Below are 21,247 nucleotides of genomic sequence, written 5' to 3' on the forward strand. Positions count from 1 at the left end.
GAAGTAGTTGCGCGGTCACCTTCCGGTGATGACTCCGGCACGCTCGCTCGGGCACCTTGACAGTTCACGGCCGTCGGCCTAGCTTCTTAGCTAATGGTAGTAGCCAAATGGCTATGCCGGTGACCAAGGAGATCGTTGTGACCGAATTTCTGACTGTCGACTCCGGCACGATCGCGTACGAGGTGACCGGCGACGGGCCGTTGGTCGTGCTGGCGCACGGCATCGGCGACAGTCGCGCGGCGTACCGGTTCGTCACGCCGCAGCTGGTCGCCGCCGGCTACCGGGTCGCCGCCGTCGACCTGCGCGGCACCGGCGAATCGAGCGCCCAGTGGCCGGCCTACAGCCGCACCGCCATCGCGGGAGACCTGATCGCGGTGATCCGCCACCTCGGCGGCCCGGCCGTGCTGGTCGGCCACTCGATCTCCGGCGGGGCCGCGACCATCGCCGCCGCGCTGGCGCCCGAACTGCTCACCGGCGTCGTCGAGCTGGCGCCGTTCACCCGCGCCCAGGCGATGAAGCTGAGCGACCTGAAGTCCGGCGCCTACCGCACGGGAGCGCTGCGGCTGGGCGGCGCCATGCTGGGCAGCGCCGGGCAGTGGCTGAAGTACCTCGACCACGCCTATCCGGGCGTCAAGCCCGCCGACTGGACCACCCGGCAGGCCCAGATCGCGGCCATGTTGCGCGAACCCGGCCGGATGAAGGCGCTCCAGGGCATGCTCAAGTCCTCGCCCGCCGACGCCGGTGCACAGCTGGGCCACGTGCGGTGCCCGGTCCTGATCGTCCAGGGCTCGCTCGACCCGGACTGGGTCGACCCGCGCGCCGAGGGCGAGGGGATCCTGGCGGAGCTGCCCGCCGGCCTGGGACGACTCGAGATCGTCGAGGGCGCCGGGCATTACCCGCACGCGCAGTACCCCGACGAGACGGCGACCCTGCTGCTCGCCTTCCTCCGGGCGAACGCGCGTGCCTAGGGCCGGACTCGCCCCGGCCACGGTCGTCGCGGCCGGGGCGGCGCTGGCCGACGAGGTCGGCCTCGCGCATCTCACCATGAACCTGCTCGCCCGGCGGATCGGCGTGCGCCCGCCGTCGCTCTACAAGCATGTCGAATCCCTGCAGTCGCTGTACCGCGGCATCGCCCTCCAGGGCAAACGCGAACTCCGCGAGGCCCTGACCCGGGCGACCGCCGGACAGACCGGCGGGACGGCGGTCCATGCGTTCGCCGCCGCCTACCGCCGCTGGGTCCTCGAGCACCCCGGCCGGTACGCCGCCACCGTCCGCGCACCCGCCGCCCACGACGAGGAGGACCGCCGGAGCAGCGAGGAGGGTCTACGCGTGCTCCTCGACGTCCTCGCCGACTTCCCGCTGCACGACGGCCACGCCATCCACGCCACGCGGACGCTGCGATCGGCGCTGCACGGCTTCGCCAGCCTCGAGAGCGCGGGCGGATTCGGCCTGGCCGAGGACGTCGACCGCAGCTTCCGCTTCCTCGTCGACACCCTCGTCACCGTCCTGCAGACCGACCGACCCGACCGCGGAGGACCGGCATGACCGACAGCACCGACGAGCAGATCCCCGGCGTGGTCACCGGCCGGCCGCTGACCTGGTTACGCGTCGAGGGCCTGGCCGTCGCCGGAGCCGCACTGGCCGTCTACGCCGCCACCGGCCACTCCTGGTGGCTGGTCCCGGCACTGTTCCTCGTCCCCGACCTGTCCTGGCTCGCCTACCTGGCCGGACCGAAGGCCGGTGCGTGGGTGTACAACCTCGCGCACACCGCACCGCTGCCGCTGGCGCTGCTCGCCGCCGGAGCCTGGTGGGACCACAGCGGACTCACCGTCGCCGGCGCGGTCGGGCTGCTCCACCTCGGCCTCGACCGGCTCCTGAAGTACGGCGTCAAGTACGACCACAGCTTCGGCCTCACCCACCTCGGCGTCCACGGCCCCCACCAGCACCACTGACAGGCCGTTCGCCGACCCCTGGCCGGCGGGGTGTCGCCGATGCGACAGAAGCTCGGCCGAACGAACCCGGCGTGCCCGGTGACGAACCGGAGGACAAGGCAACCATTCAAGGCACCGTTCGAGGAGTTGGCATCGTGCATGGGCCCCATCCGAAGATCCAGCGCCGTCCTGGCCGCCTCCACAGTGGCGACGGCCGTCCTCCTTCCCGCGGCGGCGACGGCTGCACCGCCGGTCGGCACGGGGCACCTGGTCCAGTTGGATTCCCTGGGCGGCCAGGGTTCGTACGCCGTCGACATGAACGAGCGCGGTGACCTGACCGGCCAGAGCGGCGACACCACCGGCGCCTCCCGCGCCGTGGTCTGGCGGCACGGCGAGCGCTCACCCACCGCTCTGGGCGTCGATCGCGCACGCCCCGTGTCCATCAGCGGGAACGGCCACATCGCCGGGCACGTCGACCGCGCGTTGTTCCGGTGGCGCGCAGGCGCCGCCACCTATCTGCGGCGCAGTGCCGTGGCCTCCTTCCACGACCCCTTGATCAACGACCGGGGCCAGGTGGCCAGCGCCGCCGTCGACCAGAACGGCACCTCCCGGGCCTTCGTCTGGGACGGCGAACGCATGACCATGTTGCCCACACCCGCCGGGATGAACAGCACCGTCGCGGACATCAACGACCGGGGCCAGGTGGTCGGCGCCCTCATCGCACCCGGCGGCTCCACCGAGCACGCGGTGCTGTGGCAGCAGGGCCGGATGATCAGACTGGGCACGCTCGGCGGCGCCGGCAGCACTCCGAAGGCGATCAACCAGCGCGGTCAGGTGATCGGGAACAGCACCATCGCGGGGTCGTCCACGGAACATCCCTTCCTGTGGCAGCACGGCCGGATGACCGACCTGCTCGCGGGTACCGACGCCACCACCGCCCGGGTCGTGGCCATCAACGCCGCCGGCATGATGACCGGCTCCGCGAGCTTCGGCGACCCGCACTCGCGGCCGGTGCTCTGGCGGGACGGCCAGATGATCGACATCGGCCTGCCCGGCCACGCCGGAATCGGCACGGACATCAACGACCACGGTGACGTCTCCGGCCCCACCTGGCCGAATCCCCAGGAAGGCTCCGCCGTGCCGTTCCGATGGCGCACCGGACACACCACCTTGTTCCCGGAGCCGGCCGGCGACATCGACATGGCAGTTCTCGGCATCGACCCGCACGGCGACATCGCGATGAACCAGGAGACCTCGCGAGCCGGCAACATCGTGCTGCGATCCGTCTGAGCCGGGTCCGGCCCACCGGCCGGTGACTTCAGCGGTACGCGGCGCTGTCGACGGTGTAGGCGATGAACCGGCCCTCGGCACTTCCGTCGGTCGCGTGCTCCCACCCGGCGCTGACCTCGGTCGGGATCGTGAAGCCGTCGAAGCTGGCTTCCGCCCCGAGGTCGGCGCCGAACGGGCGTTCCCGGAATCCGCTCCGGCCGCTCGCGCCCCAGCGCGACATGGCGACCGAGGTGAGCGCACCGCCGGCCGACACGGAGAGCACGACCTCGTGGAAGCCGCTGTCCACCTTGATCCGGGCGGCGACCGTGCCGGCGTCCATCGCGCGCCATTTGACCTGCGGGCTGAGCGCCGCGGCAGGCAGGCTGATCAGCAGCTCGCCGGCATGCCGGCCGGCCGCGCTCCGGGTCACCTCGGGACCGGCGGCGGACGTCACCGGAACCGCGCCGAACGCCCGCCAGCGCATCTGACCGGTGTGCCGGCTGTACCGGTCGAAACCGACAACCGGCATACCGAACATCGAGGCGGTGGCCGCCCAGACGAAGCCGCGCGTGGCCGACGTCCGCTGGACGGCGGCGAAGGACCGCCATCCGCCGAGCCGGATCCGGCCGTGGGAAGCCAGCTCGACGGCGAACAGCATCGGGGTGCCCGGGGCGATGGCGTGCAGCACCCAGCGCCGGGCCGGTTCGGGCAGGTTCGCGGTCATGTCCGGGTGGAAGAGTGCGGGCGCCAGGGTCGGCGCCCGAAGGTCGGCCCAGTCACTGCGCGCGTCGTCGGTCAGGCATCGCGGAACGGTGGACGGCATCCCGGCGACCGCACGGCGACCGGCATTCGATGAATCGATGGGCACGGGTGACGTCCTCCTCGCGAGCCCCGCGGGGCTGCTGGATGGTGCCGGAGCGCTTGACCCGGCCGGAAAGAGTGCACCACCGGGGGCTCGGGCGACATGCCGACCGTACGCCTGTCCGACCGGGAGTGGCGACCACCCGGCCCGGCCGTCTCTTCCGGCGGTCGTCACGGAAACGGTCCTGGCGCGGCGGCGGCCGGTGCGGAAGACTCCGGGCATGCGTGATCGCTGGCGCCGGTGGGCGTGGGTCGGCGTCCTGGCCGTCGGGCTGGTCCTCTACTTCGCGGTGCTGCGGACGCTGACCGGCACGCAGAACCCGAACTTCGTACCGGCCCTCATCCTGCTCGGCGCGACCGTGGTGCCGCTGTCCTTCCTCACCTTCGCCCAGGCCCGCACCGGCCGCTGGCAGGTACCCGCGTCCACCCTGGTGGTGGCGGCCTTCTTCGGCGGCGTCATCGGCACCGTGGTGGCCGGCACGCTGGAGTACGACACCCTGCGCGGGCTCGGCGCGCTGCCGATGGTCCTGGTGGCCCTGATCGAGGAGACCGCGAAGCTGATCGTCCCGGTGGTGCTGCTGTTCCTGGTGCTGGCCCGGCGCGGGCGGCGGCTGCCCTCGGACGGGCTGATCATCGGGGTCGCCGCGGGCATGGGGTTCGCCGCGCTGGAGACCATGGGCTACGCGTTCACCGCGCTGCTGTCCTCGCGGGGCGACATCGGCACGGTCGAGGAGACGCTGTTCGTCCGCGGCCTCACCTCGCCGGCCGGGCACACCGCCTGGACCGGCCTCACCGCGGGCGCGCTCTGGGCGGTGCTGGCCAGCCCGGGCGCGCGGCGTGCGCTGGAGTTCCTCGGTACGTTCGCCGGCGCGGTCGCGCTGCACGCGCTCTGGGACACGTTCTCCGGGGTCGTCCCGTTCCTGGTGCTGGCGGCGATCAGCCTCGGCTGGCTGTTCCGGGCCCTGCACCGGTACCGCGCGTTCGGCGACCACCGGGCCGCCCCGGGGCCAGTCCCAGGTACCACCGGGCCAGTTCCCTAGGCGTCACCGGTCCGGGGCGCCGGCACGACCGGGCGGAGCTTGCCGCCCGCCGCGACGTACCCGCGCCGGGCCCGGTCTGCCAGCGTCGCCGACCCGCACGTCTCGGCCAGCTCGGCGGCCTCGCGCAGGACCCGCCGGGCCTGCGGACGACGGCGCGCCGCGGTCAGTGCCTCGCCGAAGGCGACCAGGGCCAGCGCGTACTCGAACCGGCGCGGTGTCTCCCGGAGCACCCGGACCGCCTCGTCCAGCGCGGCCAGCCCGGCCGGTCCGTCCAGCACCGTGCCCTCGACCCGCAGCGCCCGGCCCAGCGTGGACGCCGGCCCGGACCGGCGGGCCGCGGCGACCTCCGCGGCGACCAGCCGGGCGGCCGCCTCCCGGGTGCCGGTCGCGGCCAGCACCTGCGCCGCCGCGGACCGCCAGGGCAGCACGTGCGGCCGGTCGGCCTGCCGTGCGGCCAGCCGCTCGCCACAGTGGAACAGGTCGGCCAGGCCCTCGCCGGGGCGGCCGGTGTCGGCGTACAGGCGCCCTCGGGCGTACCGCAACGCCAGCGCGCCGGAGCCGTCGCCGGGCTCACCGTCCAGTTCGGCCAGTAGCTTCTCCGCGCCCTGGAGGTCGCCCCGGTCGTGCCGGGTGGCGATCCGCCGGGCCAGCAGCAGGACCACCGCGTCCCCGCGCGGGTCGGCGCCGGCGGCCGCGAACAGTTCGGCCGCGAGTTCGCCGTCGCGTTCGGCGGCCGGCATGTCGCCGAGCCGGCGGTACACCGAGGTGCGCAGCGCGTGGGCCGCGGCCAGGGCGGCCGGTGAGCGCCAGCGGGTGGCGGCGGCGATCGCGGTGTCGCAGGCGGTGTACGCCGTGGACAGATCGTCGGCGTCCGCCCGGACGGCGGCGGCGCGCAGGTATCGGGGAAGGTCGTCGACGCCCGCCGGGGGCGGCAGCGGCGCGGGACGACGCGGGTCATGGCGAGGAGTGACGGTTCGCGTACGTTCCGCCACCCTCAGCCGGTCGTCACTGACGGTCATGTCTTGTGTGTACCCCGTCGGGCTACCGGAACACCATGCCGCCGCGCCGGGTGCGGCGTGGACTGCGCCGAACGGTCGCGGTTGAATGCCGGAGTGCGCAGCCCGACCCAACGCGATCTCCAGGTCGACGACATCGCCGCCATCGTCCGGGACGGCCTGGGCGCCGCTCTCACCGGCGCCGCGGAACTGTCCGGCGGCGGGTTCGCCACGGTCTGGCGCGCGTCACTGACCGACGGGCGGGACGTGGTGGTCAAGGTGGGGCCGCCGCCGCGGGCCCGGTTGCTGGGGTACGAGCGCGGGCTGGTCGCGGCGGAGGCGGCGTACTTCCGGCTGGTCGGCGAGCGCGCCCCGGTACCCGCCGTGCTGGCCGAGCGGGACGACTGGCTGATCACCACGTTTCTGCCCGGCCGCACGCTGACCGAGGTGACCGACCCGGCCGAGGCGGACCCGGTCCGCTCCCAGCTCGGCGCCGCGGTGGCCCGGATCCACGAGATCACCGGACCGCGCTTCGGCTACACCGGCGACCGGCCGTCCGGCGCCGACTGGCCCACCGCGTTCGCCGCGATGATCGACGACCTGCGGGCCGACGCGGCCGCCTGGGACGTGCCGCTCCCCCGCCTGGGCGCGCTCGACACCGCCGCACTGGCCGAGGTGCGGCGGCCCGCTCTGCTGCACTTCGACCTCTGGGACGGCAACGTGCTGGCCTCCGGCGACCGGCTCACCGGCCTGGTCGACGGCGAGCGCCACCTGTACGGCGATCCGCTGCTGGACCTGGTCTCCCCGGCGCTGTTCCGGCGGATCGAGGACGAGCCGGACCACCCGTTCCTGCGCGGGTACCCGGTCGACCTGAACGACGCGGCCCGGCACCGGCTCACGCTCTACCGAATCCACCTCTACCTGCTGATGGTCGCCGAGGGACCGAGCCGCGGCCTGCCCGTGGGCAGCGACCGGCACGCCCACCTGACCCGATTGCTGACCGAGGAGATCGACCGGCTCTAGGCCGCACCTGCGGCGACCCACCCGTTCAAACCCTCGCAGATGCCAGGGTACGGTGGGCCGGTGACCACCTACCGCATCGGCGAGGCCGCCGCGCTGCTGGGCGTCAGCGTCGACACCGTGCGGCGCTGGATCGACGCCGGCCGGTTGACCGCGGACCGCGACCGGCACGGGCACCGCAGCATCGCGGGCGCCGACCTGGCCGCGTTCGCGCGGTCGCTCGGTGACGACCCGGACGCCGGCGCGCACCGCTCCTCGGCCCGCAACCGGCTGCGCGGCATCGTCACCGCGATCACCCGGGACGCGGTGATGGCGCAGGTGGACATCCAGGCCGGGCCGTTCCGGGTGGTGTCGCTGATGAGCCGGGAAGCGGTCGACGAGCTGGCCCTGGAGGTCGGCTCGCCGGCCATCGCGGTGATCAAGTCGACCACCGTGGTGGTGGAACGGGAGGACGCCGGATGAGGGCGCGTGCCCTGCTGGCCGCCGCGGTCCTGCTGGCCGCCGGGTGCGGCGACGCCGGCGGTGCCGCCGACGCGAACGTGGTGACCGTACTGGCGGCGTCGTCGTTGACCGAGTCGTTCACCCGCCTCGGCGACGCGTACGAACGCGACCGTCCGGGCGCCGAGGTGCGGTTCTCGTTCGGCGGCAGCTCCGGCCTGGCCCAGCAGATCGTCTCCGGCGCGCCCGCCGACGTGTTCGCCGCCGCCAGCCCGGCCACCATGAAGACCGTCACCGACGCCGGACGTGGCGCCGGACCACCGGCCGTGTTCGCCCGCAACCAGCTGGTCATCGCGGTGCCGAAGGGCAACCCGCGGCGGATCACCACACCGGCCGCGCTGGCCGGCCGCGACGTCAAGGTGGCGCTCTGCGCCGCCCAGGTGCCGTGCGGCTCGGCCGCCGCCACGGCCCTGGCGGCGGCCGGGGTCGAGGTCACCCCGGTGACCCAGGAACAGGACGTGAAGGCGGCGCTCGCCAAGGTCAAGCTGGGCGAGGTGGACGCGGCCCTGGTGTACCGCACGGATGCCCGGTCCGCCGCCGCCGAGGTCGACGCGGTGGAGTTCGCCGGATCGGCGCGGGCGGTCAACGACTACCCGGTCGTGGCGCTCACCGACGCGCCGAACCCGGACGGTGCCGCCGCGTTCGTCGCCTTCGTCCGCGGGCCGGCCGGGCAGCAGATCCTCGCCGACGCCGGATTCCAGCGGCCGTGAGAAGCCGGACCCCGCTCGCCCTCGCCGTGCCCGCGGTCCTCGGACTGGCGTTCCTGGTGCTGCCGCTGGCCGGCCTGCTGATCCGGACGCCCTGGTCGACGCTGCCGCAACGGCTCACCGAGCCCGGCATGCTGGCCGCCCTCCGGCTGTCCCTTCTCACCGCGACGCTCGCCACGCTGGTGTGCCTGGCGCTGGGCGTACCGCTGGCCTGGCTGCTGGCCCGCAGCGGCCTGCCCGGCCGGCGGCTGTTCCGCGCGCTGGTCACCGTGCCCCTGGTCCTGCCGCCGGTGGTCGGCGGCGTGGCGCTGCTGCTGGTGTTCGGCAGGCGTGGGCTGGTCGGGGAATGGCTGGACGCGACGTTCGGGGTCAGCCTGCCGTTCAGCACCGCGGGCGTGGTGGTGGCCGAGGCGTTCGTGGCGATGCCGTTCCTGGTGATCGCGGTGGAGGGCGCGCTGCGCGGCGCGGACGCCCGGTACGAGGAGGCCGCCGCGACCCTCGGCGCCGGCCGGTGGACCGTGTTCCGCCGGGTCACGCTGCCGCTGATCGGGCCGGGCGTGGCCGCCGGCGCGGTGCTCTGCTGGGCGCGGGCGCTCGGCGAGTTCGGGGCCACCATCACGTTCGCCGGCAACTTCCCGGGACGCACGCAGACCATGCCGCTCGCCGTCTACCTGGCGCTGGAACAGGATCTGGACGCCGCCATCGTGCTCAGCATGGTGCTGCTTGTGGTGTCCGTGGCGATCCTCGCGGTGCTGCGCGACCGCTGGCTCGGTGCCGGATGAGCCTGGACGCGCGCCTGGTGGTGCGCCGTCCGGACTTCACCCTGGACGTGTCGCTGGCCGCGGCGCCGGGCGAGGTGGTGGCGCTGCTCGGCCCGAACGGCGCCGGCAAGACCACCGCCCTGCGCGCGCTGGCCGGCCTGGTGGCGCTGGACGACGGCCACGTCGAACTGGACGGCCGCCGGCTGGACCGGGTGCCGCCGGAGCACCGGCGGATCGGCGTGGTGTTCCAGGACTATCTGCTGTTCCCGCATCTGTCCGCGGTGGACAACGTGGCGTTCGGGTTGCGCTGCCGGGGCGTGCCCCGGGCGCGGGCGCGCGAGCAGGCCCGGGAGTGGTTGCGGCGGATGGCGCTGGAGGACCAGTCCGGCAAGCGCCCGCGGCAGCTGTCCGGCGGTCAGGCCCAGCGGGTGGCGCTGGCCCGGGCGCTGGCCACCGAGCCCCGGCTGCTGCTGCTGGACGAGCCGCTGGCCGCGCTGGACGCCCGGACCCGTCTGGAGACCCGCGCGCACCTGGGCGCCCACCTGCGCGACCACCACGGCGCCACGGTGCTCGTGACGCACGACCCGCTGGACGCGATGATGCTGGCCGACCGGCTGGTCGTGGTGGAGGACGGGCGGGTGGTGCAGACCGGCGACGCGGCCGCCATCACCGGCCGCCCGCGCACCGACTACGTCGCCCGGCTGGTCGGGCTCAACCTGTACCGCGGCACGGCCGACGGCCACACCGTCCGGGTGGCCGGCGACTTCGCCCTCACCACCGCGTCCGCCCAGCACGGCGCGGTGTTCGTGGCGTTCCCGCCGTCCGCGGTGGCGCTCTACGCCGAACGGCCGGCCGGCAGCCCGCGCAACACCTGGCCGGCCGAGATCGCCGCGGTGGCCCGGCAGGGCGACCGGCTGCGGATCGAGCTGACCGGCCCGATCCCGGCCGCCGCGGACGTCACCCCGGCCGCGGCGGTGGACCTGGGGCTGGCGACCGGCCGGCGGGTCTGGGCGACGGTGAAGGCCACCGAGGCGACCAGCTATCCGGCCGGGACGGACGTAGGTTGAGCGGGTGGACCTTCTCCAGCTGAGCGACTACCGGACCGCCGTGGCACGCCTCTACCTGGAGGCCGGCGACCTGGCCGACTTCCGGGCCCGCCGCGACGACCTGTTCCGCACCCATCCACAGTCGCCGATACCGCGCGGCGCGGAGTTCACCGGCCTGCGGTACTTCCCGCCGGACGACGGCCTGGTCGCCGACGTCGCGCTGCGCCCGGCCCGGGGCGAGCTGGAGATCGACACCGGCGGCCCGGACGGCGTGGTGCGCTACCACCGGGCCGGCATCCTGGACACCGCGTGGGGCGAGCTGTCGCTGTGGTGGATCGCGGCGTACGGCGGCGGTCTGTTCCTTCCGGTCCGGGACGGCACCTGCGGCACCGAGTCGTACGGCGGCGGGCGCTACCTGACCGACACGGTCAAGGGCACGCACGGCCGCGGGGTGGTCCCGCTCGGCGACGGCCGGGTCCGGCTGGACTTCAACTACCTCTACAACCCCAGTTGCGCGTACGACGACCAGTGGCTCTGCCCGCTGGCCCCGCCGGAGAACCGGGTCAGCCCGCCGATTCCGGCCGGGGAGATGGCGTACCACTGACGGGTCCGGTCCACTCCGGGGCGGTGACCGACCACAACTGGGTGTCGTACCGCACCCCGCGGTACGGGAACGCGCCGCGCAGCACCCCGTCCAGCGTCATGCCGAGCCGCCGTGCCACGTTCGCGCTCGCCGTATTGTCCGGGCGGCAGCGCCACTCCACCCGGTACATGCCGCGTTCCCGCAACGCCCAGTCGACCGCGCGCCGCGCGGCGCGGGTGACCAGGCCGCGGCCGGTGCCCGCCGGCTCCAGCCAGCAGCCCGCCTCGCAGACGCCGGTGCCGGTGTCGAAGGAGACGAACAGGATGCCGCCGACCAGCGTGCCGTCGAGCCAGATGCCGTGGATGCGCCCGGCGTCGCGAGCCGCCTTGTCCGCGTAACGCTGCAGCGTCGCGGTCGCGGACGCCAGGTCGGTGCTGAGCGACGCCCACGGGATCCACGGGTCGACGGACTCCCGGGCGCGGTCCATGTGCGCCAGGAACTCCGGCGCCTGCCACGGTTCCAGCGGTCGCAGCTGGGCACCGTCACCAAGATCGATGGCAAACATCGCCGCAGCCTATCGCGGCGCCCCGGCTCGCACCGGTCGTACAGAATGGCGTGGGTGTTGATCTCCACCCGGCTGGTCACCGTCGCGGACGCCCCGGAACTGGCGCACCTGCTGCGGGTGCACCGCGACCTCCTGGACCGCGTCGAGCCGATCCGCGACGAGGACTTCTACACCCCCGCGGGGCAGGTGGCGGCGATCCGCGGTGCGCTCGACGGGCACCGCCGCGGCACGACGATGCCGCACGTCGTCGTCGTGGACGGGCGGGTGGCCGGCCGGATCACCCTCAGCAACATCCTGCGCGGGGTGCTGCAGTCGGCCAACATCGGATACTGGGTGGACCCGGCGGTGCATCGCCGCGGGGTGGCCACCGCCGCGGTCCGGGAGATGGTCCGGGTGGCGTTCGAACAGGCCCGCCTGCACCGCCTGGAGGCCGCCACGCTGCTGCACAACGCCGGTTCGCAACGGGTGCTGGAACGCAACGGCTTCGTCCGGTACGGCGTCGCGGAGCAGTTCCTCAAGATCGCCGGGCGCTGGCAGGACCACGTCATGTACCAGCTGATCAACCCGGCCGACCGCGTCGTGACAGCCACCGAAACACCGGCCTGACAGACTCGCGGGATGGACTGGCTGGACCATCTGCTGTCCGCGTTCTACCACGCCAAGTGGCAGGTCACCGCGGACCAGGCGATCTACTGGCGGGAGATCGTCGGCAACGCGTTCGGGCTCGGCTCGGCGGCGGCGGTCCCGCCGTGGTGCCGCACTGGGCGACCGCCCGCCGGCGCGCCGTCTTCATCCCCGCGGCGCTGGTCGCCGTCGGCGTCTGCTTCGTCGTCTTCCGCGCGCTCGGGGCCGGCTTCCCGGTGCCGTGGTGGTACTACCTGGCCGACTCGTGGATCTTCGTGGGCTCGGTGCTGGCCACCTACGCGATGGCCCGCGGCTGGGTGGAGTTCTGGCTCTGCTGGCTCGCGGTGGACCTGGTCGGCGTACCCGAGCTGCTGTACTTCCGCTACTACCCCTCGGCCGTCCTGTACGCGGTGTACGCGGGCTTCGTGGTCTGGGGTTTCCTGGTGTGGCTGCGGATCTCCCGGCGCGAACAGCCGACGCGCCCGGCCGGCCTCCGGATGGAGACGGTGGCCTGAGCCGGGTCAGCCGCCGACCGCGACCACCACCTTGCCGCGAATCGCGCCGGACGTCAGGTGGTCGACCGCGGCCGCCGCTTCGGCGAGCGGGTACGACCGCTCGACCGCCGGCACCAGCTCGCCGGACTCCAGCCATCCGGCCAACTGCCGCAGGTCCGCCTCGCGGGTGATCGACACGATGCCGCGCAACCTGCCACGGACCAGGGGCGACAGCAGTATCGCGCGGAGCGAACGGTCCACCCCGCCGAGCAGGCGGCCGTTGTCCTCGCCGCCGATGAGGACCAGCGTGCCGCCCGGGGCCAGCAGGCGGCGCAGCGACCGCAGCGGGCGGTTGCCGGCGATGTCCAGCACCAGGTCGTAGCGGCCGGTGAGTTCGGCGGTGGTGTGGTCGATCACCTCGTCGGCGCCGAGCGTGCGGACCAGGTCCGCTTTGGACGTACGGCAGACGCCGGTGACGTGGGCGCCGAACAGCTTGCCCAACTGGACGGCGAACGATCCGACGCCACCGGCGGCGCCGATCACCAGCACCCGGGCGCCGGCCCGGACCCGGCCGGCGTCGCGCAGCGCGTGCAGCGCCGTGGCGGCGGACCCGGGCACGGCGGCGGCCTGCTCGAACGTCACGTTCGCCGGCTTGGGCACCAGCCGGTCCGCGCGGGCCCGGGCGTACTCGGCGAACGCGCCGGTGCAGACGCCGAACACCTCGTCGCCGGGGCGCACGGCGGTCACCCCGGCGCCCACCGATTCGACCACGCCGGCGACGTCCATCCCGCGGATCGGGACCTTGGGGCGGCGTACGCCGAAGCCGACCACCCGGGCCAGGTACGGCAGCCCGGTCATCAGGTGCCAGACGCCGCGGTCGACGCCGGCGGCGCGGACCCGGACGAGCACCTCGCCCGGCCCGGCGGTGGGCCGGTCGATCTCGGCGTACCGGAGCACGTCGGAGTTTCCGTAGCGGTCCTGGACGATGGCTTTCACGTGGTGTCTCCGTCTCGGTCGGAGTACTGGAACACGTCGTCGAGCGGGACGCCGAAGACGCGGGCGATCTGGAACGCCACCTCCAGCGACGGCGAGTACCGCCCCTGTTCGATGGCGATCACGGTCTGCCGGGTCACCCCGATGTGCCGGGCCAGGTCGGCCTGGGTCATCTCGCCGTGGGCGAACCGCAGCGCGCGGATGGAGTTGGTGACCCGGGTCGGCTTCACCACGGGTGGAAGCCGCGTCGGTAGGCGAAGATCTTGGCGGTGGAGCCGAGCACGGCGGAGAGGACGAACGCGAGGTAGAGCGCGTTGGCGATCCAGAAGTGCGCGGCCTCGGCGAGTGCCAGGAGCATCGCCGCCACGCCTCCGACCACGACCAGCGACTGGCCGATGTGCTCGCCGAAGCGGCCGATCTCCCGGTCGCGCTGGTCGCTGGACCGGGCGCCCTCGGGCGTGCGCGCGGCGACCGCGACCTGCAGGACGATCGACACCGCGATGGCGGCGCCCACACTGGTCAGCAGTGCGCCCGCATACGGCACCTGGGACACCGGGACGGGGCCGGACCGGGCCAGGACCACGGCCGCATAAGTCACGTAGGCCAGGACGCTGACCACGCCGAGCATCCAGGCCCGCTTTTCGTCGAACGACATACTTCGAAGGTAAAGCAGAGCAGACACCATGTCAAAGATTCTATACATTACATCGATGAGTGAGTGCTCGCTCAGTGAGGTAGGGTGGCCGGGTGACCGACCCCCGGCGGCGACGGGTCCCCGCCATGGCCCCCGAGGACCGCCGCGCCGCCCTCATCGCGGCGACGGTGCCACTGCTGCGCGCGCACGGGATGCTCCTCAGCACCAAGCAGATCGCCCGCGCCGCCGGCGTCGCCGAAGGCACCATCTTCGGCGTCTTCCCGGACAAGAACTCGCTGCTGGTGGCCGCGCTGTTGGACGCGCTGGATCCGCAGCCGACCCTGGACGCGATCGCCGCCGTCGACCCCGCCCTCGATCTGCGGGCCCGGCTCACCGCGGCGGTCCAACTGGTGAACGAGCGGTTCGCCGCCAACGCGCACCTGATGACCGCGGCCCGGTCGCTGATGCAGACCGGAGGCGGCGGCCCCGAGACCCACCGGCGCGTGCACGCCGCGCGGGACCGGCTCCAGGCGGCGCTCACCACGCTGATCGAGCCGGACGCGGCGGCGCTCCGCAGCCCGCCCGGCACCACCGCCCGGATCCTGCTGCTGTTCTGCGGCGGCAACGCGTTCGGGCCGTTCGGCGACCCGGACGCCTTCACCGCCGGGGAAATTGTGTCGCTTCTGCTCGACGGCCTGCTTATCGTCTCCGCCGGGAACGAGCCGTCGTTCGTTCCCCTTCTCCGGAAACCCGAGGTCCCTTGACGGTGCTGATCCGACTGCTGCGCGTCCACCTGCGCCCGTACCGTACGGCGGTCGGCCTCGTGGTGCTGTTCCAGTTCCTGCAGACCCTCGCGACGCTGTACCTGCCCACGCTGAACGCCCTGATCATCGACCGGGGTGTGGTGCTCGGCGACACCGGTTACGTGATGCGGATCGGCGGCGTCATGATCGGCATCACGCTGGCGCAGATCGCCGCGCAGATCGTCGCGGTCTACTTCGGCGCCCGGACGGCCATGGCGGTGGGGCGCGACGTCCGGGCCGCGATCTTCGAGCGGGTACAGGCGTTCTCGGCGCGCGAGGTCGGCCAGTTCGGGGCGCCGTCGCTGATCACCCGGAGCACGAACGACGTCCAGCAGATCCAGATGCTGGTGCTGCTGACGTTCACGCTGATGGTGTCCGCCCCGATCATGTGCTTCGGCGGCGTGGCGCTGGCGCTGCACCAGGACGTACCGCTGTCCACGCTGATCCTGGTGATCGTGCCGGTGCTGATCCTGCTGATCGCCGCGATCGTGGCGCGGATGCGCCCGCTGTTCCGCGCCATGCAGGTGCGCATCGACCGGCTCAACCGGGTGATGCGCGAGCAGATCACCGGGATCCGGGTGATCCGGGCGTTCGTCCGCGACGACACCGAGCAGGAGCGGTACGCCGAGGCCAACGACGACCTGACCGACGTGTCGCTGCGGGTCGGCAAGCTGATGGCGCTGATGTTCCCGATCGTGCTGCTGGTGGTCAACCTGTCCAGCGTGGCGGTGATCTGGTTCGGCGGGCACCGGATCGCGGACGGCGACATGCAGGTCGGCGCGCTCACCGCGTTCCTCAGCTACCTCATGCAGATCCTCATGTCGATCATGATGGCGACGTTCATGTTCATGATGATCCCGCGCGCCGAGGTCTGCGCCGAGCGGATCCAGGAGGTGCTCGGCACCGAGTCCTCGGTCCGCCTCGCCGAGCACCCGGTCACCACGCTGGACCGGCGCGGGCTGCTCGACCTGCGCGGCGTCGAGTTCCGCTACCCCGGAGCGGAGGCGCCGGTGCTCAGCGACGTCGACCTGACCGCCCGGCCGGGTCAGGTGACCGCGGTGATCGGCAGCACCGGCAGCGGCAAGACCACGCTGCTGAACCTGGTGCCCCGGCTGTTCGACGCGACCGGCGGCCGGGTGCTGGTCGACGAGGTGGACGTCCGCGAACTGGCGCCGGAGCTGCTGTCCCGGACGGTCGGCCTGGTGCCGCAGCGGCCGTACCTGTTCTCCGGCACCGTGGCGTCCAACCTGCGGTACGGCAACCCGGACGCCACCGACGCGGAGCTGTGGCGGGCGCTCGAGGTGGCGCAGGCGCGGGACTTCGTGGAACGGATGGAGGGCGGCCTGGACGCGCCGATCGCCCAGGGCGGCACCAACGTCTCCGGCGGGCAGCGCCAACGGCTGGCCATTGCCCGGGTGCTGGTGCACGCCCCGGAGATCTACCTGTTCGACGACTCGTTCTCGGCCCTGGACTACGCCACCGACGCGGCGCTGCGGGCGGCGCTCACCGACCACATCGCGGACGCCACCGTGGTGATCGTGGCGCAGCGGGTCAGCACGATCCGCGACGCCGACCGGATCGTGGTGCTGGACGACGGCCGGGTGGTGGGCACCGGCACGCACGCCGAACTGATGGACCGCAACCCGACGTACCGGGAGATCGTTCTTTCCCAGCTCACCGAGCAGGAAGCCGCGGCATGACCGACTGCACCGCGGCGAAGCAAGGGCCAGAAGGGCATGCCGAAGGAGGCACAGCGTGACGGCACCGACCAGGCGGCCGCCGCCACCGATGGGTCCCGGCCGGATGATGGCCGGCGCCATGCCGCCGGAGAAGCTGGAAGACTTCCGCGGTTCGCTCAAGCGGCTGCTCGGCCGGCTGCACCCGTACCGGTTGCGGGTCGCCGCGGTGCTCGCCTTCGGCGTGGTGAGCGTGTTCCTCTCGGTGCTCGGGCCGCTCCTGCTCGGCCGCGCCACCGACCTGATCTTCACCGGCGTGGTGGGCCGGATGCTCGAACCGGGCGTCACCAAGGCCGAGGCGGTGGAGCGGCTGCGCGCGCAGGGCGAGACGAACCAGGCCGACATGCTGGCCGCCCTGGACGCGGTGCCCGGCCAGGGCATCGACTTCTCCGCGCTGGGACGGCTGCTCGCCTGGGTGGCGCTGGTCTACGTGCTGGCGTCGCTGTTCGCGATCCTGCAGGGCCGCCTCACCGCGGTCGTCATGCAGACCGCGGTGCAGCAGCTGCGCCGGGACGTCGAGGCGAAGCTGTCCCGGCTGCCACTGTCCTACTTCGACGGCCAGCCGCGCGGCGAGGTGCTGAGCCGGGCCACCAACGACACCGACAACATCGCGCAGACGCTGCAGCAGACGTTCAGCCAGATGATCACGTCGTTGCTGACCATCGTCGGCGTACTCGGCATGATGATCTGGATCTCGCCGTTGCTGGCGGTCATCGCGCTGGTCACCGTGCCGGTCTCGATCTGGATCACCACGCTGATCGGCAAGCGGGCGCAACCGCAGTTCGTGGCGCAGTGGGCCACCACCGGCCGGCTCAACGGGCACATCGAGGAGATGTTCGCCGGGCATTCGCTGGTCAAGGTGTTCGGCCGGCAGCGCGAGGCGGCGCAGACGTTCGACACGCACAACGAGAAGCTGTACGCGTCCAGCTTCCGCGCCCAGTTCATCTCCGGACTGATCCAGCCGGCCATGATGTTCATCAGCAACCTGAACTATGTGCTGGTGGCCGTGGTCGGCGGCCTGCGGGTGGCGTCCGGCACGCTGTCGCTGGGCGACGTGCAGGCGTTCATCCAGTACTCCCGCCAGTTCAGCCAGCCGCTCACCCAGGTGGCCGGCATGGCCAACATGGTGCAGTCCGGTGTGGCCTCCGCGGAGCGCGTCTTCCAGTTGCTGGACGCGCCGGAACAGTCCCCCGAGCCGCCGTCGGCGCCGATGCCGGCCGGCGTCCGCGGGCGGATCGCGTTCGAGGACGTGTCGTTCCGCTACCTGCCCGACAAGCCGCTGATCGAGCACCTGTCGTTCACGGTCGAGCCCGGGCAGACCGTGGCCATCGTCGGCCCCACCGGCGCCGGCAAGACCACCGTGGTCAACCTGCTGATGCGCTTCTACGACGTGACCGGTGGCCGGATCACCCTGGACGGCGTGGACATCGCCACCATCCCCCGCGCCGAGGTACGCGAACACATGGGCATGGTGCTGCAGGACACCTGGCTGTTCGGCGCCACGATCGCCGAGAACATCGGGTACGGCGCGGACGACGCGACCCCGGAGGCGGTGCACGCGGCGGCCGAGGCGGCGCACGTGGACGGGTTCGCCCGGATGCTGCCGGACGGCCTGGACACGGTCCTCGACGAGGAGGGCTCGAACGTCAGCGCCGGCCAGAAGCAGCTGATCACGATCGCCCGGGCGTTCCTCGCCGAACCGAGCATCCTGATCCTGGACGAGGCGACGAGTTCGGTGGACACCCGCACCGAGGTGCTGATCCAGCGGGCGATGGCCACGTTGCGCACCGGCCGGACCAGCTTCGTCATCGCCCACCGGCTGTCCACCATCCGCGACGCCGACATGATCCTGGTGATGGAGAACGGCGCCATCGTCGAGCAGGGCAGCCACGACGAGCTCATCGCGGCGGCGGGTCCGTACGCCCGGCTCTACTCGGCCCAGTTCGCACAGGCCGCGGTGGACGTCGACCCGTAAGCACCCGGAACAGCACCCACGGCGCCGCGCCGACGGCCACCAGCAGGAGCAGGAGCGGCAGCCGCCACCACCCGGACCGGTCCGGCTCCGGCGGCGGCTGCACACCGGCCACCCACGGCCGCGCGGTCTTCGACCACGCCACAAACGCATCACCCACCGGGAGTACGCCGAACGCGTACCGCCGCGTCCCCGGCGTGTCCAGCGGCACCCCCACCACGTCCCCGACATTGCCCAGCGCACCGGCCAGCCGCCCGTCACCCTGCACCCGCGCCGCACCCAACGTCACCACGGTCGCGGACAGGCTGATCCCGCGCACCAGCGGCCCCGAATCCACGTCGCCACGGCCGTCCGTCCCCTCCGGGTACTCCCGCACACCCGGCCCCAGCCACAGCGGCGTGGTCACGAACAACGACCGGAAGCGCAGATACTGCTGGCGCGCGAACTCCGGATCCAGGTCCACCAGAAACCGATTGATCATGCTCTGCGACGTGCCCCGCGCCACCTCGGCCGGCGCGCCGTCCAGCGGATCCACCCGGTGCGGAAGCAGGCCGGTGGCCGGGTCCAGCCGCTGCCGGACCTGCGCCAGCCAGCGGATCCGGGTCAGCTCGTACGCGGGCGGAAAAAGATGGTCGTGCAGCCGCAGCGACGCCGCCGCCACCGTGGAGTCCACCGGCCAGGCCTGCCTCGGATACGCTTCGAGAAACGGCGTCGGAGCGGCATCGAACGCGGCCGCCAGCTGCGCCGAATCGGCCCGGAACCGGCGCACCTGCTCCGGATCGCGGTCGGTCTGCAACGACAACAACCCGCCGCGCAGCCAGTTGGTCCACCCTCGGTAGAAAACGCCGTACGCCGGCACCAGCCCCGCGTCGAACGGCGCGCGACCGGCGTCCGTCTCCAGCTGCGCCAGCGCCCACCCGGCCTCGCGGATCTCCTCGGCCCGCTCGGCCGGCGGCTCGTCCCGGCCCAGGTCCACCTGGGTCAGGCCGTACAGCGCGTGCAGAAAGAACCAGCCCTCCGGAAACATCCGCTGGGCGTCCTCGGCCGCACCGCCGTCCAGCGCGGCACGCAGAAACGCCAGCTGCCGGCGCACCGGGGCCGAGTCGTCGGCCGGCAGGACGAGGCGCACCACACCCAGGGCCGCCCCCGCGGTTACGGCGAGCGCGAGCAGAATGCCAAGCACACGGGCGATGGTGCGGACCCTAGACACGGACCTATGGTACGAAAACTACGCTACGGGGTTCCGGTGGTGCGGCCTTGGCCAGCTCAGTCCCGCGAGCCTGTCGGTCCGCGTGGTGGGCCCTTTCCGGGCGAGCCCGGTTCCGCCGAGCCCGCCTCAGGCGCCCGCCTCAAGCGCCCGCCTCAAGCGCCCGCCACCGGCGCCCCTCCCGGCGCCCCCTCCCGGCGCCCCCGCCACTCGCCCGCCGCCCGCAGCCGCCCTGCCACCTCATGCCCGCTGCTCGCAGCCGGCTGCCAGGCCCTGCCACTCGCCCGCCACCCACGGCCGCCTACCGCACCCGCCTGCCAACCGCAGCCGCCTGCCGCACCCGCCTGCCAACCGCAGCCGCCTGCCACCCGCGTCCCGCCACTCGCCCGCCACCCACGGCCGCCTACCGCGCCCGCCCGCCAACCGCAGCCGCCTACCACCCACACCCGCCTACCGCGTCCCGCCACTCGCGCCACCCACGGCCGCCTACCGCGCCCGCCTGCCAATCCCAGCCGCCTGCCACCCGCGTCCCGCCACCCGCGTGCCCCCCCCCCCCCCCCCCCCCCCCGCCCCCACCCCCCCCCCCCCCCCCCCCCCCCCCCCCCCCCCCCCCCCCCCCCCACCCCCCCCCCCTGCCACCCACACCCGCCGCCCGCCACTCGCCCGCGATTCGTCTCCGCTTCCGCAGCGGCCTGCCACGTCCGCTTCGCGCGCTTACTCCGTCGATCTTGGACCTGTGGTGCCCGACTTGTCGGTGCGATGCGGCATTTGCTCCCGCCACGACTCCAAGGTCGACGTGCGGACCCTGCCCGTCGAGGAAGTCCCAGGGATGGGGTGCTTGAGAGCCATGGCGGCAGGGCTTCGCCGTTACCGTGAGCGCGCCATCCACGGAGTCGGCCGTGTGTTGATTCGCGGCACCTACCGCACCCGAAGTCCGCACGGGCAACCGATGCCTGTTTCGCGTGCGGAACTACGGCACCCACCGCGCCCAAACTCCACGCACCACACCCACACCACCACGGCGCGCGGAGTTACGGCACCCACCACACCCAAACTCCACACACCACCACATCCCAGAAATACGACACCGCCTAACCCGAACTACTTCGCCCAGCGGGGTTTCGTCGGGCGACTCGGCGATCGGCGCCGCGCGGGAGATCCGGCACCTACCGCGCCCGAACTCCACACACCACCAACACACGCAGAAATACGGCTCCCACCACACCCGGACTACAGGCACCACGCACGGGGATCCGGCACCCACCGCACCAATATCCCGAAGCCCGCCACCCCAGTCCGCCTTCCCAGCACGGACAGGCGGGTTCCGTTCCCTACCTACTTCGACTTCACCGGGCCGGGATCCCACACACCGGCCCACCAGTCCGCGAAACGATCACCGCGACCCGAACCGTCCCCGCGCCCGCCGCCCAAACCGCCCACGCCCCCCGACACCTAAACCGCCCCACGCCTCCACCGCCCAAACCGCCCCACGCCCCCCAAACCACCCC

At 73.1% G+C, this 21,247-nt stretch carries 23 protein-coding genes; 16 read left to right on the forward strand and 7 right to left on the reverse strand.

Going from position 1 to position 21,247, the window contains the following annotated elements; genetic code table 11:
- Positions 1–137 precede the first annotated feature (137 nt).
- From LDL48_RS26765 to LDL48_RS26780, 4 genes are all read left to right on the forward strand, one after another.
- The gene (locus tag LDL48_RS26765; RefSeq protein ID WP_225257992.1) at positions 138–968 is read left to right on the forward strand and encodes an alpha/beta fold hydrolase; all 831 of its coding nucleotides are present in this window, start codon (positions 138–140) and stop codon (positions 966–968) included.
- Positions 961–1,545, forward strand: coding sequence for a TetR/AcrR family transcriptional regulator (locus LDL48_RS26770; RefSeq protein ID WP_225257993.1), 585 nt, complete (start codon positions 961–963; stop codon positions 1,543–1,545). The genes LDL48_RS26765 and LDL48_RS26770 overlap by 8 nt, the downstream gene beginning before the upstream one ends.
- Positions 1,542–1,952 carry a DUF4260 family protein gene (locus tag LDL48_RS26775; RefSeq protein WP_225257994.1) on the forward strand — a complete coding sequence of 137 codons (411 nt, stop codon included), beginning with the start codon at positions 1,542–1,544 and terminating at the stop codon, positions 1,950–1,952. Before LDL48_RS26770 ends, LDL48_RS26775 begins: the two co-directional genes overlap by 4 nt.
- 138 nt (positions 1,953–2,090) lie before the next feature.
- The gene (locus LDL48_RS26780; protein ID WP_225257995.1) at positions 2,091–3,221 is read left to right on the forward strand and encodes a hypothetical protein; all 1,131 of its coding nucleotides are present in this window, start codon (positions 2,091–2,093) and stop codon (positions 3,219–3,221) included.
- Between the two features lie 28 nt (positions 3,222–3,249).
- Here LDL48_RS26780 and LDL48_RS26785 read toward each other — a convergent pair whose 3' ends face one another.
- Positions 3,250–4,068, reverse strand: a complete 819-nt coding sequence (locus tag LDL48_RS26785; RefSeq protein ID WP_225257996.1) for a DUF6544 family protein — start codon at positions 4,066–4,068, stop codon at positions 3,250–3,252.
- Between the two features lie 214 nt (positions 4,069–4,282).
- On the opposite strand from LDL48_RS26785, the gene LDL48_RS26790 reads away from it, so the two are divergent.
- Entirely contained in the window at positions 4,283–5,101 is an 819-nt protein-coding gene (locus tag LDL48_RS26790; protein WP_225257997.1) for a PrsW family intramembrane metalloprotease, read from the forward strand.
- Here the strand turns inward: LDL48_RS26790 and LDL48_RS26795 are convergent.
- On the reverse strand, positions 5,098–6,120 hold the full coding sequence (locus tag LDL48_RS26795; protein WP_225257998.1) for a hypothetical protein: 1,023 nt from the start codon (positions 6,118–6,120) through the stop codon (positions 5,098–5,100). The genes LDL48_RS26790 and LDL48_RS26795 overlap by 4 nt on opposite strands.
- Positions 6,121–6,213: 93 nt before the next feature.
- Between LDL48_RS26795 and LDL48_RS26800 the strand changes: the two genes are divergently transcribed.
- From LDL48_RS26800 to LDL48_RS26825, 6 genes are read left to right on the forward strand one after another with little or no spacing between them, the layout of a single operon-like run.
- A complete protein-coding gene (locus tag LDL48_RS26800; RefSeq protein ID WP_225257999.1) occupies positions 6,214–7,119 on the forward strand; it encodes a phosphotransferase family protein in 906 nt (301 codons plus the stop codon).
- A 60-nt stretch (positions 7,120–7,179) separates the two neighbouring features.
- Positions 7,180–7,578 carry a TOBE domain-containing protein gene (locus tag LDL48_RS26805; protein WP_225258000.1) on the forward strand — a complete coding sequence of 133 codons (399 nt, stop codon included), beginning with the start codon at positions 7,180–7,182 and terminating at the stop codon, positions 7,576–7,578.
- Positions 7,575–8,324 carry a molybdate ABC transporter substrate-binding protein gene (gene modA, locus LDL48_RS26810; protein WP_225258001.1) on the forward strand — a complete coding sequence of 250 codons (750 nt, stop codon included), beginning with the start codon at positions 7,575–7,577 and terminating at the stop codon, positions 8,322–8,324. The genes LDL48_RS26805 and modA overlap by 4 nt, the downstream gene beginning before the upstream one ends.
- Positions 8,321–9,103 (forward strand): ABC transporter permease, encoded by a 783-nt coding sequence (locus LDL48_RS26815; protein ID WP_225258002.1) that lies wholly within the window; start codon positions 8,321–8,323, stop codon positions 9,101–9,103. Before modA ends, LDL48_RS26815 begins: the two co-directional genes overlap by 4 nt.
- Complete coding sequence (locus tag LDL48_RS26820) at positions 9,100–10,149, forward strand: ABC transporter ATP-binding protein (RefSeq protein ID WP_225258003.1); 1,050 nt, start codon at positions 9,100–9,102, stop codon at positions 10,147–10,149. Before LDL48_RS26815 ends, LDL48_RS26820 begins: the two co-directional genes overlap by 4 nt.
- A gap of 4 nt (positions 10,150–10,153) precedes the next feature.
- Positions 10,154–10,732 (forward strand): DUF1684 domain-containing protein, encoded by a 579-nt coding sequence (locus LDL48_RS26825; protein ID WP_225258004.1) that lies wholly within the window; start codon positions 10,154–10,156, stop codon positions 10,730–10,732.
- On the opposite strand, the gene LDL48_RS26830 is transcribed toward LDL48_RS26825, so the two are convergent.
- Positions 10,692–11,276, reverse strand: coding sequence for a GNAT family N-acetyltransferase (locus LDL48_RS26830; RefSeq protein WP_225258005.1), 585 nt, complete (start codon positions 11,274–11,276; stop codon positions 10,692–10,694). The genes LDL48_RS26825 and LDL48_RS26830 overlap by 41 nt on opposite strands.
- A gap of 57 nt (positions 11,277–11,333) precedes the next feature.
- On the opposite strand from LDL48_RS26830, the gene LDL48_RS26835 reads away from it, so the two are divergent.
- Together LDL48_RS26835 and LDL48_RS26840 are read left to right on the forward strand one after the other, a co-directional pair.
- On the forward strand, positions 11,334–11,882 hold the full coding sequence (locus tag LDL48_RS26835) for a GNAT family N-acetyltransferase (protein ID WP_225258114.1): 549 nt from the start codon (positions 11,334–11,336) through the stop codon (positions 11,880–11,882).
- A 143-nt stretch (positions 11,883–12,025) separates the two neighbouring features.
- A complete protein-coding gene (locus LDL48_RS26840) occupies positions 12,026–12,415 on the forward strand; it encodes a nicotinamide mononucleotide transporter family protein (protein WP_308016500.1) in 390 nt (129 codons plus the stop codon).
- Positions 12,416–12,421: 6 nt separating this feature from the next.
- Here LDL48_RS26840 and LDL48_RS26845 read toward each other — a convergent pair whose 3' ends face one another.
- From LDL48_RS26845 to LDL48_RS26855, 3 genes are read right to left on the reverse strand one after another with little or no spacing between them, the layout of a single operon-like run.
- Positions 12,422–13,390 carry an NAD(P)-dependent alcohol dehydrogenase gene (locus tag LDL48_RS26845; protein WP_225258007.1) on the reverse strand — a complete coding sequence of 323 codons (969 nt, stop codon included), beginning with the start codon at positions 13,388–13,390 and terminating at the stop codon, positions 12,422–12,424.
- Positions 13,387–13,620, reverse strand: coding sequence for a helix-turn-helix transcriptional regulator (locus tag LDL48_RS26850; RefSeq protein ID WP_225258008.1), 234 nt, complete (start codon positions 13,618–13,620; stop codon positions 13,387–13,389). Before LDL48_RS26850 ends, LDL48_RS26845 begins: the two co-directional genes overlap by 4 nt.
- Complete coding sequence (locus LDL48_RS26855) at positions 13,614–14,042, reverse strand: hypothetical protein (protein ID WP_225258009.1); 429 nt, start codon at positions 14,040–14,042, stop codon at positions 13,614–13,616. The genes LDL48_RS26850 and LDL48_RS26855 overlap by 7 nt, the downstream gene beginning before the upstream one ends.
- Positions 14,043–14,134: 92 nt before the next feature.
- On the opposite strand from LDL48_RS26855, the gene LDL48_RS26860 reads away from it, so the two are divergent.
- The 3 genes from LDL48_RS26860 (at position 14,135) to LDL48_RS26870 (ending at position 18,535) form a co-directional block, all read left to right on the forward strand.
- On the forward strand, positions 14,135–14,785 hold the full coding sequence (locus LDL48_RS26860; protein WP_225258010.1) for a TetR/AcrR family transcriptional regulator: 651 nt from the start codon (positions 14,135–14,137) through the stop codon (positions 14,783–14,785).
- Positions 14,786–14,787: 2 nt separating this feature from the next.
- Positions 14,788–16,524, forward strand: coding sequence for an ABC transporter ATP-binding protein (locus LDL48_RS26865; RefSeq protein ID WP_225258011.1), 1,737 nt, complete (start codon positions 14,788–14,790; stop codon positions 16,522–16,524).
- A 103-nt stretch (positions 16,525–16,627) separates the two neighbouring features.
- Positions 16,628–18,535 carry an ABC transporter ATP-binding protein gene (locus tag LDL48_RS26870; protein ID WP_225258115.1) on the forward strand — a complete coding sequence of 636 codons (1,908 nt, stop codon included), beginning with the start codon at positions 16,628–16,630 and terminating at the stop codon, positions 18,533–18,535.
- On the opposite strand, the gene LDL48_RS26875 is transcribed toward LDL48_RS26870, so the two are convergent.
- Entirely contained in the window at positions 18,459–19,742 is a 1,284-nt protein-coding gene (locus LDL48_RS26875; RefSeq protein WP_225258012.1) for a hypothetical protein, read from the reverse strand. The genes LDL48_RS26870 and LDL48_RS26875 overlap by 77 nt on opposite strands.
- Positions 19,743–21,247 lie beyond the last annotated feature (1,505 nt).

Source organism: Jidongwangia harbinensis, assembly GCF_020216025.1.
GTDB classification, from domain to species: domain Bacteria; phylum Actinomycetota; class Actinomycetes; order Mycobacteriales; family Micromonosporaceae; genus Actinoplanes; species Actinoplanes harbinensis.

Excerpts from the sequence above, each read along its gene's own strand:
- LDL48_RS26790 (WP_225257997.1), top strand. The coding sequence starts at position 4,283 with ATGCGTGATCGCTGGCGCCGGTGGGCGTGGGTCGGCGTCCTGGCCGTC.
- LDL48_RS26775 (WP_225257994.1), top strand. The coding sequence starts at position 1,542 with ATGACCGACAGCACCGACGAGCAGATCCCCGGCGTGGTCACCGGCCGG.
- LDL48_RS26870 (WP_225258115.1), top strand. The coding sequence starts at position 16,628 with ATGATGGCCGGCGCCATGCCGCCGGAGAAGCTGGAAGACTTCCGCGGT.
- LDL48_RS26830 (WP_225258005.1), bottom strand. The coding sequence starts at position 11,276 with ATGTTTGCCATCGATCTTGGTGACGGTGCCCAGCTGCGACCGCTGGAA.
- LDL48_RS26780 (WP_225257995.1), top strand. The coding sequence starts at position 2,091 with ATGGGCCCCATCCGAAGATCCAGCGCCGTCCTGGCCGCCTCCACAGTG.
- LDL48_RS26855 (WP_225258009.1), bottom strand. The coding sequence starts at position 14,042 with ATGTCGTTCGACGAAAAGCGGGCCTGGATGCTCGGCGTGGTCAGCGTC.
- LDL48_RS26820 (WP_225258003.1), top strand. The coding sequence starts at position 9,100 with ATGAGCCTGGACGCGCGCCTGGTGGTGCGCCGTCCGGACTTCACCCTG.
- LDL48_RS26795 (WP_225257998.1), bottom strand. The coding sequence starts at position 6,120 with ATGACCGTCAGTGACGACCGGCTGAGGGTGGCGGAACGTACGCGAACC.
- modA (WP_225258001.1), top strand. The coding sequence starts at position 7,575 with ATGAGGGCGCGTGCCCTGCTGGCCGCCGCGGTCCTGCTGGCCGCCGGG.